The 13582-nt window shown below is 70.5% G+C and carries 17 protein-coding genes and 1 tRNA gene; 11 read left to right on the forward strand and 7 right to left on the reverse strand.

The window, feature by feature from the left end:
* Positions 1–71 precede the first annotated feature (71 nt).
* The 6 genes from NQ165_RS06220 (at position 72) to rplA (ending at position 3583) form a co-directional block, all read left to right on the forward strand.
* The gene (locus NQ165_RS06220; RefSeq protein WP_257526048.1) at positions 72–509 is read left to right on the forward strand and encodes a pyridoxamine 5'-phosphate oxidase family protein; all 438 of its coding nucleotides are present in this window, start codon (positions 72–74) and stop codon (positions 507–509) included.
* Between the two features lie 209 nt (positions 510–718).
* Positions 719–791: transfer RNA gene (locus tag NQ165_RS06225), tRNA-Trp, on the forward strand.
* A gap of 46 nt (positions 792–837) precedes the next feature.
* Positions 838–1101, forward strand: coding sequence for a preprotein translocase subunit SecE (gene secE, locus NQ165_RS06230; protein WP_257526047.1), 264 nt, complete (start codon positions 838–840; stop codon positions 1099–1101).
* A 68-nt stretch (positions 1102–1169) separates the two neighbouring features.
* Complete coding sequence (nusG, locus tag NQ165_RS06235) at positions 1170–2267, forward strand: transcription termination/antitermination protein NusG (RefSeq protein WP_257526046.1); 1098 nt, start codon at positions 1170–1172, stop codon at positions 2265–2267.
* Between the two features lie 184 nt (positions 2268–2451).
* Positions 2452–2883, forward strand: a complete 432-nt coding sequence (gene rplK, locus NQ165_RS06240; protein ID WP_257526045.1) for a 50S ribosomal protein L11 — start codon at positions 2452–2454, stop codon at positions 2881–2883.
* A 13-nt stretch (positions 2884–2896) separates the two neighbouring features.
* The gene (gene rplA / locus NQ165_RS06245; protein ID WP_257526044.1) at positions 2897–3583 is read left to right on the forward strand and encodes a 50S ribosomal protein L1; all 687 of its coding nucleotides are present in this window, start codon (positions 2897–2899) and stop codon (positions 3581–3583) included.
* Between the two features lie 429 nt (positions 3584–4012).
* Here the strand turns inward: rplA and NQ165_RS06250 are convergent, their stop codons facing one another.
* A complete protein-coding gene (locus NQ165_RS06250) occupies positions 4013–4288 on the reverse strand; it encodes an acylphosphatase (RefSeq protein WP_257532071.1) in 276 nt (91 codons plus the stop codon).
* 50 nt (positions 4289–4338) lie between these two features.
* On the opposite strand from NQ165_RS06250, the gene NQ165_RS06255 reads away from it, so the two are divergent.
* Positions 4339–4692, forward strand: coding sequence for an iron chaperone (locus tag NQ165_RS06255; protein ID WP_306816496.1), 354 nt, complete (start codon positions 4339–4341; stop codon positions 4690–4692).
* Positions 4693–4694: 2 nt separating this feature from the next.
* On the opposite strand, the gene NQ165_RS06260 is transcribed toward NQ165_RS06255, so the two are convergent.
* Positions 4695–5492: a LysE/ArgO family amino acid transporter gene (locus NQ165_RS06260; RefSeq protein ID WP_374940932.1), complete on the reverse strand. Its 798-nt coding sequence runs from the start codon at positions 5490–5492 to the stop codon at positions 4695–4697.
* A 74-nt stretch (positions 5493–5566) separates the two neighbouring features.
* Here NQ165_RS06260 and NQ165_RS06265 point away from each other — a divergent pair, with 74 nt between their 5' ends.
* A complete protein-coding gene (locus NQ165_RS06265) occupies positions 5567–6451 on the forward strand; it encodes a LysR family transcriptional regulator ArgP (protein ID WP_257532075.1) in 885 nt (294 codons plus the stop codon).
* A 62-nt stretch (positions 6452–6513) separates the two neighbouring features.
* On the opposite strand, the gene NQ165_RS06270 is transcribed toward NQ165_RS06265, so the two are convergent.
* Positions 6514–7545, reverse strand: a complete 1032-nt coding sequence (locus tag NQ165_RS06270) for an NADP-dependent oxidoreductase (protein ID WP_257526040.1) — start codon at positions 7543–7545, stop codon at positions 6514–6516.
* A 323-nt stretch (positions 7546–7868) separates the two neighbouring features.
* Here NQ165_RS06270 and NQ165_RS06275 point away from each other — a divergent pair, with 323 nt between their 5' ends.
* A complete protein-coding gene (locus tag NQ165_RS06275) occupies positions 7869–8003 on the forward strand; it encodes a hypothetical protein (RefSeq protein ID WP_257532077.1) in 135 nt (44 codons plus the stop codon).
* 36 nt (positions 8004–8039) lie between these two features.
* On the opposite strand, the gene NQ165_RS06280 is transcribed toward NQ165_RS06275, so the two are convergent.
* The 3 genes from NQ165_RS06280 to NQ165_RS06290 form a co-directional block, all read right to left on the reverse strand.
* Positions 8040–8501 carry a MarR family winged helix-turn-helix transcriptional regulator gene (locus tag NQ165_RS06280; RefSeq protein ID WP_257526038.1) on the reverse strand — a complete coding sequence of 154 codons (462 nt, stop codon included), beginning with the start codon at positions 8499–8501 and terminating at the stop codon, positions 8040–8042.
* A gap of 10 nt (positions 8502–8511) precedes the next feature.
* A complete protein-coding gene (locus NQ165_RS06285) occupies positions 8512–10152 on the reverse strand; it encodes an MDR family MFS transporter (protein ID WP_374679343.1) in 1641 nt (546 codons plus the stop codon).
* A gap of 250 nt (positions 10153–10402) precedes the next feature.
* Positions 10403–11062: a YqaJ viral recombinase family protein gene (locus NQ165_RS06290; RefSeq protein ID WP_257526036.1), complete on the reverse strand. Its 660-nt coding sequence runs from the start codon at positions 11060–11062 to the stop codon at positions 10403–10405.
* A 315-nt stretch (positions 11063–11377) separates the two neighbouring features.
* Between NQ165_RS06290 and rplJ the strand changes: the two genes are divergently transcribed.
* On the forward strand, positions 11378–11866 hold the full coding sequence (rplJ, locus tag NQ165_RS06295; RefSeq protein WP_257526035.1) for a 50S ribosomal protein L10: 489 nt from the start codon (positions 11378–11380) through the stop codon (positions 11864–11866).
* A 50-nt stretch (positions 11867–11916) separates the two neighbouring features.
* On the forward strand, positions 11917–12297 hold the full coding sequence (rplL, locus tag NQ165_RS06300; protein ID WP_257526034.1) for a 50S ribosomal protein L7/L12: 381 nt from the start codon (positions 11917–11919) through the stop codon (positions 12295–12297).
* Positions 12298–12397: 100 nt separating this feature from the next.
* Here rplL and NQ165_RS06305 read toward each other — a convergent pair whose 3' ends face one another.
* Positions 12398–13456, reverse strand: coding sequence for a LacI family DNA-binding transcriptional regulator (locus tag NQ165_RS06305; protein WP_257526030.1), 1059 nt, complete (start codon positions 13454–13456; stop codon positions 12398–12400).
* Positions 13457–13582 lie beyond the last annotated feature (126 nt).

Consider the following 13582-nt stretch of genomic DNA (forward strand, 5'->3'; position numbering starts at 1 on the left):
TCGCCGGGGGTCGGCGCCGTGCGGGCGACCGACCCCTGGCATCCATGCTCCTGCAGGGGTTGGATAGGGGTATGGACCAGTTGCAGGAATACGTCGCCTCCCTGTCGGACGACGAGTGCTGGGAGCGTCTGGAGACGCAGAAGCTCGGCAGGCTCGTCACGCACGTCGGCGGGGTTCTGGACATCTTCCCGGTGAACTTCGTCGTCGACGAGAAGTCGCTCGTGTTCCGCACCGCACCGGGCAGCAAGCTGTTCGAGCTGACCGTCAGCGACGAAGTGCTCTTCGAAGTGGACGACCACACCGACGACGACGCCTGGAGCGTCGTGGTGCGCGGGCACGCCCACGTGCTCGACACGTACGATCAGGTCGCCGCCGCCGACAAGCTGCCGCTTCACCCGTGGATCCCGACGCTGAAGTACCACTACGTACGGATCGCCCCCACGTCGCTGTCGGGCCGCGCGTTCGTGCGCGCCGAGGAACCCGACCGGTACGGAGCCGCCGAATACTGACCCGGGGCGGGGCCCGGGCGGACCGGGGCGGACGCGCCGGGACACGCCGCCGCGTCGGGTGGGGGATTCGTCTGGCGCCGAAGCCATGCCGTACACTGGACAGTGCAGTCGAAATCTGCATTCTTTCGCCGTGCCCGCCGGTCGGGAACACCCTGGACTCACGTCGCGGCGGGGGATGTGATTTCATCCCGAAGGCCCCCGGGCCTTTTAGGGCGGTAGCTCAATTGGCAGAGCAGCGGTCTCCAAAACCGCAGGTTGCAGGTTCGATTCCTGTCCGCCCTGCGCGTCAGCACTCGCTGGCACACCAGGTCACACACAGGTGGGGTTGATGGTCCAGGACGAGCCGAAGGGCGAAGTCGTCGCCTCCAGCGACGCGTCGCGCGAGAAGAAGCCCAACTTCTTCCAGCGCATCGCCATCTTCATCCGCCAGGTCTTCGCGGAACTCCGCAAGGTCGTGACGCCGACCCGCCAAGAGCTCGTGAAGTTCACGGGCGTCGTCCTCGGATTCGTCGTCGTGATGATGGCGATCGTCTACGGCCTCGACTGGGTGTTCACCTGGATCGTGCAGATCGTCTTCGGCGTACCCAGCTGAGCCAGGCGGCGGACGTATTCCGGTGAGCTGGAACATGGCACCGGACCCCCGAACGGAAGAGAACCCAAGTGTCTGAAAAGTATGTCGACGACGCCGATTGGGCGACGGCCGCGGAGCAGTCGAGCGAGGATGACGAGGCCCAGGAGGGCAACATCCTCGCCGCGGAGGAGCGTGCCGTGGAGCCCGCCGAGCGTGCCGCGGTGCACATCGTGGAGGACGGCGACGACGCGGATGCCGACGCCCGCGAACTGGATGATGTCGACATCGAAGACCCGGAGGCGGATGCCATCGTGAACGACGCCCTCGAGATCGACGAGGCCGCCGAGGCCCAGGCCGCGGCTGAGGTGCTCACCGACTCCATGGCCGAGGAGGAGGCCGAGAAGGCCGCTGACCGCGCCGACGAGGTCACCCCCTACGACGGCCCCGACGTCAACGGCGAGCCCGACGCGCCCGTCGAGGACACCGACTTCCTGGCGGACTTCGAGGCCGCCGGTCGCATCGTCGACGACGCAGAGGCTGACGCCGAAGCAGGCGACGAGGATGCCGAAGAGGACCCTTACGACGCGTTCCGCGCCGAGCTGCGCAGCCTCCCCGGCAAGTGGTACGTCATCCACTCCTACGCCGGCTTCGAGCGCAAGGTGAAGGCCAACATCGAGCAGCGCAAGTCGACGCTCGAGGTCGAAGAGGACATCTACCAGGTCGAGGTCCCCATGGAGGACGTCGTCGAGATCAAGAACGGTCAGCGCAAGATGGTCACGCGCGTCCGGATCCCCGGCTACGTGCTCGTGCGCATGGAGCTGAACGAGGACACCTGGTCGGTCGTGCGACACACGCCCGGCGTCACCGGCTTCGTGGGCAACGCCCACAACCCGACGCCGCTGCGCTTCGAAGAGGCCTTCAACATGCTGAAGTCCCTCGTCGAGGTCAAGGAGGTCGCCTCCGCGAAGGGCGCCGCCAAGGGCTCGGCCACGCAGGCGCGCAGCATCCCCGCCGAGGTCGACTTCGAGGTGGGCGAGACCATCACGATCAAGGAGGGCTCGTTCGCCGGCCTTCCCGGCTCGATCAGCGAGATCAAGCCCGAGAGCGGCAAGCTCACGGTGCTCGTCTCCCTGTTCGAGCGCGAGACCCCGGTCGAGCTGTCGTTCGACCAGGTCACCAAGCTCTGACGCATCCCCGCGTCGTCGCGAACGCCCCGCAGCCTCGGCTGTGGGGCGTTCGCGCTGTCAGGGTGCGGTAGACTGTCGTGGTTTGCGCATGCTTTCGCGTGCGCACACGCAACCGCGGTCCGGAAGGGCCGGACCCGCGGGAGAACCGGAGGCTTCGGCATCCGATTCGAAGAGAGGAAGAAGCATGGCACCCAAGAAGAAGGTGACCGGCCTGATCAAGCTCCAGATCAAGGCCGGCGCTGCCAACCCGGCGCCGCCGATCGGCCCCGCGCTCGGTCAGCACGGCGTCAACATCATGGAGTTCTGCAAGGCGTACAACGCCGCGACCGAGTCGCAGCGCGGCAACGTCATCCCCGTGGAGATCACCGTCTACGAGGACCGCAGCTTCACGTTCATCCTGAAGACGCCCCCGGCCGCTGAGCTGATCAAGAAGGCCGCCGGTGTGGCCAAGGGCTCGCAGACGCCGCACACCACCAAGGTGGGCAAGCTCACCAAGGAGCAGGTGCGTCAGATCGCCGAGACCAAGCAGCCCGACCTGAACGCGAACGACATCGAGGCCGCCTCGAAGATCATCGCCGGCACCGCCCGTTCCATGGGCATCACGGTTGAGGACTGAGGGGATAACGAACATGGCTAAGTCCAAGGCTTACAACGCAGCTGCCGAGAAGATCGAGCCCGGCAAGTTCTACAGCTCCACCGAAGCGGTGCAGCTGGCGAAGGAGACCGGGTCGAAGAAGTTCGACTCGACCGTCGAGGTCGCGCTCAAGCTCGCAGTCGACCCCCGCAAGGCGGACCAGATGGTGCGTGGCACCGTCATCCTTCCCCACGGCACGGGCAAGACCGCCCGCGTCATCGTGTTCGCGACGGGCCCGGCCGCTGAGGCCGCCATCGCCGCGGGTGCGGACGAGGTCGGCGGCGCCGAGCTCATCGAGAAGGTCGCCGGCGGCTGGACCAACTTCGACGCCGCGGTGTCGACCCCTGAGCTCATGGGCCAGGTCGGTCGTCTCGGCAAGGTGCTGGGTCCCCGTGGCCTCATGCCCAACCCGAAGACCGGCACCGTGACCCCCAACCCGGCCAAGGCCGTGGAGGAGATCAAGGGCGGAAAGATCGAGTTCCGCGTCGACAAGCACGCCAACGTGCACTTCGTCGTCGGCAAGGCGTCGTTCACCGCCGAGCAGCTGGACGAGAACTTCAAGGCCGCGCTCGAGGAGATCGTGCGCCTGAAGCCGTCGAGCGCGAAGGGCCGTTACATCCAGAAGGGTGCGGTGTCGACCACGTTCGGCCCCGGCATCCCGCTGGACGTCAACGTCTTCTGAGCCGACCCGCTCACACACAGGGACCTCGCCTTCGGGCGGGGTCCCTGCGTCTTTCCGCAGGGGCGGGTCGGGCCGCGCTCGCCCGGCCGCGCTGTGCGCGCTGCGCTGCTCCGGTGTCGCAAGCGCAGGGTCGGGGGCGGGCGCACTCGCCATAAGTGACACCGGAGCGGCGCCGGGGCGCGCGGCGGTGCCCGCTCCCGCGGCCCCTCGCCCGCTCCCGCGGGCCCGGGCCTGTTCCCGCGGGACCGGGCCCGTTCCGGTGTCGTCAGCGCACAGTCCGCGGCAGGGCGCACCCGCCATAAGTGACACCGGAGCGGCCCCGCAGCGCGCGGCGAGGCCCCCGCGCGGCTCCGGTGTCGCAAGCGCACAGTGCGCGGCCGGGCGCACCCGCCATAAGTGACACTCGAGCGGCCCCCGGCGGGGCGGGGGTCAGGCGGTGGGGAGGACCTCGAACCCGGCGTCGCGCTGCGGGGCGCGGTCGGTGACGGCGGCCTGCTCGACGACCGCGCCGGGTGGGCCGCCGGCCATCCAGGCCAGTACCGCGTCGACCTGGTCGGCCGTGCCCTCGACCTCCGCCTCCACGCTGCCGTCGCGGCGATTGCGCACCCACCCGGACGCGCCGGCATCCCGTGCCACTATCCGCATCGTGTACCGGTAGCCGACACCCTGGACGTCGCCTCTGACGATCACGTGCACCCGCTTCATGACTCCATCGTGCCGGGCAGACGGTGCGGCCGCGAGGGGAGGATGCCAGGATGGGCGCCGTGGGCACCGTCGACGACTACCTGGCCACCCTCGACTCCGCGGATGCCGCGGCGATCGGCCGCCTCTACGACCTCGCGCGTGCGGTCGTTCCCGATGCGGAGCAGGGACTCGGCTACGGCATGCCCGCCCTCACCTACCGCGGCAGGCCGCTGCTGTCCGTCATGCGCGCCAAGCGGCACATCGGCCTGTATCCGTTCAGCCCCGAGGCGATCGCAGCGGTCGCGCCGCAGCTGGCGGGCGTCGAGACGGCCAAGGGCACCATCCGGGTCGCCCCGGACGCGCCCCTCCCGGAGGAGGCGGTGCGTGCGCTGGTGGCGGCGCGCAAGGCGCAGATCGACCGCTGAGCTCACCGGGGCAGGATCAGCGAGATCGCGATGGCCGTCATCACGACCGCGATGACACCGTCGAGCACCCGCCAGGAGCGCGGCGTCGACAGCCATCGGCCCAGGTAGCGCGCGCCGAACGCGAGCCCGAAGAACCAGACGACGCTGGCCGTCATCGCCCCCGCCGCGAACACCCAGCGTCCGTCGCCCTGCGCGCTCGCGACGGTTCCGAGGAGGAACACCGTGTCGAGGTAGACGTGCGGGTTCAGCCACGTGAGCGCCAGGCAGGTCAGCAGCACCGGGGCGAGTCGCGCCCGGGTCGCCGTGCCGCCACCCGGCTCGTCAGCCATGCTCCCCGCCGCGGCGGAACCCGACCCGGCCCGGGACCCTCCCCCGGACCCGGACCCGCCGCCGGACCCGCCCGCGGCCCCGGCCCCCGATCCGGCCCCCGATCCGGCCCCCGATCCGGCCCCCGATCCGGCCCCCGACCCGGACCCCGACCCGGACCCCGACCCGGCACCCGTCGTCAGCGCCGCCCCGGACGGCCGCCACGCGCGCCGAGCCGCCAGCAGCGCGTAGCCGAGGAGGAACGCCGCGCCTGCCCAGCGGACGACCTCCACCAGCCACGGAACGGCCGCGACCACGACACCCAGCCCCGAGACGCCGACCGCGATGAGCACGGCATCCGAGACCGCGCACACCGTCGCCACCGCCGCGACGTGCTCGCGCCGCACGCCTTGGCGCAGGACGAAGAGGTTCTGGGCGCCGATGGCGACGATGAGGGAGAGGCCCAGCGCGAAGCCGGCGACGAGGGAGGGGATCACCTCTCCACGGTAGGTCGGCGCTGAAGATCAGTACAGCTCATGAGGCTTACGAACCATTAGCATCGCTTGTGATGCGCCTTCCTGCCGATCTCGCTGAGACCCTCGCCGTCGTGGTCGACGAAGGGACGCTGGATGCCGCCGCCAGACGGCTGCACATCACCCCCTCCGCCGTGAGTCAGCGCATCAAGGCTCTGGAGCAGCAGGTGGGCCGGGTGCTGCTGGTGCGCGCGAAGCCCGCGCGACCCACCGATGCCGGTCGCGCCGTGGTGCGCCTGGCGCGGCAGTTCGCGCTGCTCGAGCACGACGCGCTGGGGCAACTGGGGGCGCCGGGGGAGGACACGGTGGCGGTGCCGCTCGCCGTCAACGCCGACTCGCTGGCGACCTGGTTCCTGCCGCCCCTGGCGCGGCTCTCCGAGCGGCATCCCGTGGTGTTCGACCTGCACCGGGACGACCAGGACTTCACGGCCCGCCTGCTCGAGGACGGCACCGTGATGGCGGCGGTCACGTCGCGGGCGGCCCCGGTGGCCGGGTGCGCGGTCAGCGCACTGGGCGCCCTGCGGTACGAGGCGGTGGCAGCGCCGCGGTATGTCGAGCGTCATCTGCCCGGCGGGCCGCACGCGGATGCGCTGGCCGGCGCGCCCCTGGTCGACTTCGACCGTCGCGACGACATCCAGCGCACCTGGCTCGCGGGCCGGGGCGTCGACCCCGACGCACCGCCGCGGCATTACGTGCCGGCCTCCGCCGACTTCGCCTCCGCGGTGCGCCTGGGGCTCGGGTGGGCGATGCTGCCGCGGCTGCAGTCGCAGGCGGCGCTGGATGCCGGGGACCTCGTGCTGCTGGGCGGCGACGCCGTGGACGTGCCGCTCTACTGGCAGCAGTGGAACCTGCGCTCCCCGCTGCTGGACGCCGTCGCGGCCGAGCTCATCGCCGAGGGCAGGCGGGTGCTGGCATCCTGAGCCACGCCGGAGGCGCCGGAGGCAACGGGCTCGCCGGCCGCGCCTGCCCGGCCAGGCCCGGCTCAGTCGTCGCTGACCTGCAGCACCGACTTGCCGCGGGTGTGACCGCGCTCGAGCTCGCGGTGGGCCGCGGCGGCCTCGCCGAGATCGAAGACCCGGTCGAGGAAGACGCGGATCGACCCGGATTCCAGGAGTCTCCCCAGCGTCGACAGCACCCCGCCGTCGGGGATCACCTTGTACGACGTCGCCCGCAGACCCGCCGCCGCGGCGGCCTCCGCGTAGCCCGGCCAGCCGCCCGTGGGCACCAGTACGTACAGGCCGCCGCGGCGCAGCACCGACAGCGAGCGCGAGCCCGTGTCGTCGTGCACGTTGCCGACGAGGTCGATGACCACGTCGACGTCGGAGACGACGTCCTCGAACCGCGTCGTGGCGTAGTCGATGGCCACGGAGGCGCCGAGCTCCCGCAGCCAGGGCAGGTTCGCCGCGGAGCCGGTGGCCGTCACGTGCGCGCCGAAGTACGACGCCAGCTGCACCGCGAAGTGCCCGACCCCGCCGCTGCCGGCGTGGATGAGGATGCGCTGGCCCTCGTGCGCGTGGGCGGTCTCGACGACGAGCCCCCAGGCGGTGAGCGCCGCCAGCGGAACCCCGGCGGCTTCGGCGTGCGAGAGGGAGGCGGGCTTGCGGGCCACAGACAGCGACGGCACGACGACGTACTCGGCATAGGTGCCGCCCGAGCGGGGAAAGGGCACCATGCCGTAGACCTCGGTGCCCGGCGCCAGCGGGTGCGACTCGTAGGGCGCCTTGACCACGACCCCGCTGAAGTCGAAGCCGAGCGTGCTGGGGTAGGACGGGATGCCGGCGGTGGCGCCGCCGCCGCTGCGGGTCTTCGCGTCGATCGGGTTGACCCCCGCGGCCACGACCCGCACGAGCAGCTCGCTCAGCACGGGTGCGGGCACCGCAACCTCGGCGAGGCGCAGCACGTCGGCGGTGCCGGGTGCGTCGTACACGACGGCCTTCATCAGTGAAGGCGGGTCGGTCACCACGAGGGAGGGCGTCTCGGGGACGGTGGACGATCTCAGCGGCCGGAATCGCATCGGTCGCTCCTTCCGCGCGCCGCGGGTGCGCGGCAGCGTTGCTCGATTCTGCCCCGGATCGGGCAGGGTCCCAGTCAACCGCGCGTATGTCTCGGCCGTGTTACGCGGGTGCAACGAGTCCCCCCCGGTGCGGCCGTCACGGTAGGTGGGTGGGGCATGGTCAGCCGCGTGCGGCGAAGGCCTCGACGCCCCGCACTCCGGCCAGCAGGTGCTCGCCCGCCCGGGCGATGCTGCCGCCGATGACGATGAGCGAGACCCTGCGCAGATCAAGAGCATCATCAGCGACGAGCTCGCCAAGGGCGACGTGGCGGGCATCTGGATGGATGCCGGTGACGGTGCGGTGGCCGCGATCGAGGCGTTCGAGGCTGCACGGCGCCGCCGAGGCGATCGGGTTCGTGCGGTCGCTGCTGTGGGACGCCCCGACGGCCTCGTTCGACGCCGCCTTCCAGAACCAGTAGGCGCCGGGGCTTCCGCGGCCGCCGCCTGCGACGGCCTCAGGACGGCGGCGTGCCGGTCGTCAGGGCGCGCAGCAGGTGGGCGAGCTGGTGGATGTCGTCGAGGTCCCAATCCTCGAGCGCGGCGTGCAGGGTGCTCTGCTGCGGGGCCCGGGCGGTGGCCAGGCGCGCCAGCCCCTCGGGACTCGCGGAGAGCAGGCTCGACCGGCCGTCGGCCGGATCCGGCATGCGCTCCACCAGTCCCAGCTCCTCGAGCTCGCGCACGGTGCGGCTGAGCTGGCCCTTGTCCACCGCCAGCTGCTCCGCCAGCGCCGCCTGCGTCACCGGCTCGCAGCGCACGATGCTCGTGAAGACCTTGTATGCCCCAGGGAGCATGCCGGGACTCACCCGGTGCGCGTTCTCGGCGATGATCTTGCGGAACCGGCTGATCAGCTCGCCGAATTCGCCCTCCAGGGCGCGTACCGCCGCTGCGCGCTCCTCGGAGGTCTCCTGACTCGTCATCGTCGTCACCCTATCGGCGTGCGTCGCGGGAGTCGGATGCCCCGTCCGTGGCATCCGTCTCGGCTGAGGCATCCGTCTGGTCCGCCTCGTCGATGATGCGATGGGATGCCGTCAGGCTGCCCATCCCTTCGGGGACGGAGACCGTCGCGAAATCGGCCTCCGCCGCGTGCAGGCGCTCGGTGGTCGTCATCGAGGTCAGCGGGGTGCGGGGGAGGAAGACGATCGCGATGAGACTGATGACGGCGAACGGCACGGCGATGAGGAACGCGCGCGAGATGCCGTTGGCGTAGATGTCCTCGAAGACGACCCGGAGTGCGTCGGGCATGGTCGCGACCGAGGGGAGGGCGCCGCTCTGCAGCTGGGCCGCCCAGACCGGGCCCTGCTCGCCGAGGCTCGCCAGCGCGGCGGTGATGTCGTCGGTGCGCGCAGTGAGGAGCTCGGCGACGCGCGAGGCCAGCGCCGCTCCCATCACCGACACGCCGAGCGTGCCGCCGAGGCTGCGGAAGAACGTCACCCCCGAGCTCGCGACGCCGATCTGCTTCGGGCTGGCGGTGTTCTGCACCACGAGGACGAGGTTCTGCATCGTCATGCCCACGCCGGCACCGAGGAGGAACATGTAGATGGAGACGAGCGTGAAATCGGTGTCGTACTCGATCGTCGACAGCAGCGCGGAACCGGCGGTCAGCAGCACGGCGCCCGCGACGAGGAACGCCTTCCAGCGACCGGTCTTCGTGATCAGAGCGCCGATGCCGATCGACGCGATCAGCAGACCCGCGATCATCGGGATCGTCATGATGCCGGCCTCGGTCGGCGTGGCGCCGCGGGCCAGCTGCATGTACTGGCTGAGGTAGACCGAGGCACCGAACATCGCGATGCCGGTGGCGATCGAGGCGATCACCGACAGCGTGAAGGTGCGGTCGCGGAAGAGCGTCAGCGGGATCAGCGGCTCAGGGGAGCGCAGCTCGACCCACACGAACAGGCCGGCGCCGACGAGCGCTCCGCCGAGCATGAGGGCGGTCTCGAGGCTCCACCAGTCGAACGAGTCACCCGCCAGCGACACCCAGATCAGCAGGAGCGACACCGATAGCGAGAGCAGCACGATGCCGAGGTAGTCGATGCGCGCCTTCTGCTTCGGCCGCGCGGGCACGTGCAGGTTGCGCTGCACGATGAGCAGGGCGGCGACGGCGACGGGGATCGCCACGAAGAAGTTCCAGCGCCAGCCCCAGGCATCCGTGATGAGGCCGCCCAGCAGCGGGCCGCCCACCGTCGCGACCGCCATGACCGCGCCGAACAGCCCCATGTAGCGGCCGCGCTCGCGCGGGCTGATGATGTCGGCCATCAGCACCTGGCTGAGGGCGGCGAGGCCACCGGCGCCGATGCCCTGCAGGGCGCGGAACGCGATGAGCGTCTCGGGGTTCTGCGAGAACCCGGCCGCGGCGGTGGCGAGCACGAAGATCACGAGCGCCAGCTGGTACATCACCTTGCGGTTGGTGAGGTCGGCGAGCTTGCCCCAGATCGGTGTGGAGATCGCGGTCGTCAGCAGCGTCGCGGTGACCACCCAGGTGAAGGCGGTCTGCCCGCCGCCGAGGTCGTGGAGGATCACCGGAAGCGACGTCGACACCACCGTCGAGGCGAGCATCGACACGAACATGCCCAGGAGCAGTCCCGAGAGCGCTTCGAGGACGCGACGGTGGGCGAGCTTCTCCGTGACGGCGGGATCGTTCGAACGGGGGGACTTCGGCACGTGTCTCCTTCAGGGGCTGAGACGGTGCGACGACACTGGCGACCGGAAGTTGACGGGAATCAACGGTTGAGCGAAGTCAACTATACCCCCGGAGTTGACATGGGTCAACCAGTTTGGCCGGGCACGGGACTGCCGGGCGCCGCTCGGTGGCGGGCGCTCAGTCGGCGAGGGCGAGAGCGCGGAAGGGCTCGCGCGGCGCGACCGGGGCGGCCGGCGGGGCGACGAGGCTGCGGCGCTGCATCGTGCGGTGGTACAGCTCGTCGATGAGAGAGGTCGCGAGCGTCACCAGCTTGCCGATCTCGTACTCGTCCCGGTCGACCCAGGCGCATCGCGGCTCGTCGCCCACGGGCACGAAGTCCACATGCTGCTCCCACGCCACGAGCGTGCGCTCGGCGCCCAGCACGTGCTGCTGCCACCACACCTGCCGCAGGTAGGAGCGGGGGATGGAGCGCCAGTGCTTGTTGGTCGTCTTGATCTCGGCCAGGATCACGCGGCCGTTCTTATCGAGACCGACGCCGTCGGGCGTCGCCAGGTGGCGCTTCTCGACGACCGCGTGGAACAGGGCAGACGACGGCTGGATGCCGTGGGTCGCGGCCACCCAGCGGGCGATCTCGGGTTCGCGGCGGCGTCCGTGGTCGGTGTAGGCGTTGCCGGAGAACCCGGAGCCCATGAGCTTGGCGTCGGCCGCGCGGGCGATCGCCTTCTCGGAGGTGAGGGCGGCCACGTCGGTCGCGGTGATCCCGCGCGACCGCGCCCGCACCCACGCCACGCGGTCGCGGGAGTCCGCGACGATCCGGGCAGCGAGTTCGGGGGTCACGCCTTCCACCGTAACCCCGGCGGATGACAGCCCCCGTCCGTCCACGCCGCCTGCGGCGAGCGGCGTCGGGCCTGATTTGTCCTGGAGGTGGTGCAGACGTATGCTTGAGGCAAGCCAAAGACCGTCGGTCATCGGTGTGCGCGCAAGCGCACGACGATCGAAGCTCTGCACAGCAGGGGCCCACGCAGGTGTACAGATCGATTCTCCGGAATTCGGCTCCGTGCGCTTGCGCCGGAGCTTTTTTGTTGGGCAGGGGCCCGGGTCCAGGCCGGCGCCCGCCTCCGCGGAGCGCCTCGTACACATCAAGGAGTGACCATGGCGCAGAAGGATGCATCGGTCGCCGAGCTCACGAAGAACTTCGAGAACTCGAACGCCGTCCTGCTGACCGAGTACCGCGGTCTGACGGTTGCCCAGCTCAAGCAGCTGCGCAACACCATCCGTCAGGACGCGCAGTACGCCGTGGTGAAGAACACGCTGACCAAGATCGCCGCGAACAACGCGGGGATCACGGCGCTGGACGAGGACCTCAAGGGCCCGTCCGCCGTCGCGTTCGTGCACGGCGACTTCGTCGCCACCGCGAAGGCTCTGCGTGACTTCGCCAAGGCCAACCCGCTTCTCGTGATCAAGGGCGGCATCTTCGAGGGCAACACCCTCACTGCCGACGAGGTCAACAAGTACGCCTCGCTCGAGAGCCGTGAGGTTCTGCTGGCGAAGGCTGCGGGCATGATGAAGGCGACGATGGGCAAGGCTGCGGCCACCATCGACGCGCTTCGCGAAAAGCTGGAGACCGCTGAGGCCGCGTAAGCGTCCGGCGGCATTTTTCCCACAAACCCCATCTATCTAGGAGATACATCATGGCGAAGCTCACCACTGAGGAGCTGCTCGAGCAGTTTGCCGGCCTGACCCTCGTCGAGCTCAGCGAGTTCGTGAAGGCGTTCGAGGAGAAGTTCGACGTCACCGCTGCTGCCCCCGTGGCCGTTGCCGGTGCCGCCGGCGGCGCTGCTGCTGAAGAGGTCGAGGAGAAGGACTCCTTCGACGTCATCCTCGAGGCTGCCGGCGACAAGAAGATCCAGGTCATCAAGACGGTCCGCGAGCTCACCTCGCTGGGCCTCGGCGAGGCCAAGGCCGTCGTCGACGGTGCTCCCAAGGCCGTCCTGGAGGGCGCCAACAAGGAGACCGCCGACAAGGCCAAGGAGGCCCTCGAGGCCGCCGGCGCCACGGTCACCCTCAAGTAATCACGCTTCACGCGTTGAAGGCCCCGGATGCCACGGCATCCGGGGCCTTCTCCCTGTGGGGCGGGTGGGCGCGGCGTTCGGGTCGCCGCGCCCACCCGGGTCAGGGCCGACGGTCGACGAGACCGGCATCCGTCGCCGCGACGCCGATCACGGCGGCCGGGGGAGCGGTGGAGCTGCGCACGACGAGGCGCGCATCGGGGCGCACATGGGCGGCCGCCGCGCGGGGATCGGCCAGCCGGGCCGCCAGCAGCTCGACGGCGACGCTGCCCTGGCGCCGCGGATCGTGCGCGAGCGTGGTGAGTCCGAACATCTCCGCGTAGTCGTGATCGTCGATGCCGACGACGCTCACCCCTCCGGGAACGGGGATCGCCAGGCGCCGAGCGGCGATCATGGCGCCCACGGCGACCTCGTCGCTGACGGCGACGATCGCGGTGGGGCGGCGTCGGGCGTCGCTGAGCACGTCGACGGCGGCGGCGTATCCCCCCGGCAGTGTGGGTGCCGAAGGAAGGTGACGCATCGGGAGGCCGGCGTCGCGCAAAGCGGCGAGGCAGCCCTCGCGACGGGCGGCGTCGGCGCGCGTCCCCGATGCGGATGTGCCCGGTTCCTCGGTGCCGCCGAGGAACACGATGTCGGTGTGGCCGAGGGCGAGGAGGTGCTCGGCAGCCCGACGGCCGGCGCGCTCGTCGTCGAAGGCGACGGAACCGTCGTGTCCGCCCTCGCCCATGACGCTCACCACCGGGCGGCCGATCCCCCGCAGGCGGTCGAGTTCGTGGTCCTCCGTCTCGAGCCCGACGGCGATGAGGCCGTCGAAGCGTTTGCGGGCGAGGAAGTCGTCGAACACCCGGCGTCGGGTCTCGGTGCCCGGCCGGGCGTCGTACAGGGTCAGATCGAGGCCCTGGTGCAGCAGTGCGGACTGGATGCCCTCGAGGATCTCGGCGAAGATCCATCGGCTCACCGACGGGATGATGACCCCGACGTTGCGCGTGCGGCCCGTCGCCAGGCTCACCGCACTCGTGGACGGCACATAGCCGAGGGCGGCGGCGGCCTCCTGCACGCGCCGTCGCGTCTGCTCCGACACTTGGCTGCTGCCGGTGAGGGCGCGACTGGCCGTGGCCTTCGAGACCCCCGCTCGACGCGCGACGTCGGCGATTCCGCTCATCAGTGAAACTCCTTCGGCGCCCCGGCCGCTCTGTCGTGGCGTCCCTCAAACCTGTAACCGGTTCCACGGAATGATGCCACGACCGCACCGGTGTTCGCCAGTCCCGGATTTGTTGTGATCACCGCA

It is taken from the genome of Microbacterium sp. zg.Y1084, assembly GCF_024623595.1.
In the GTDB taxonomy this organism is placed as follows: Bacteria; Actinomycetota; Actinomycetes; order Actinomycetales; family Microbacteriaceae; genus Microbacterium; species Microbacterium wangruii.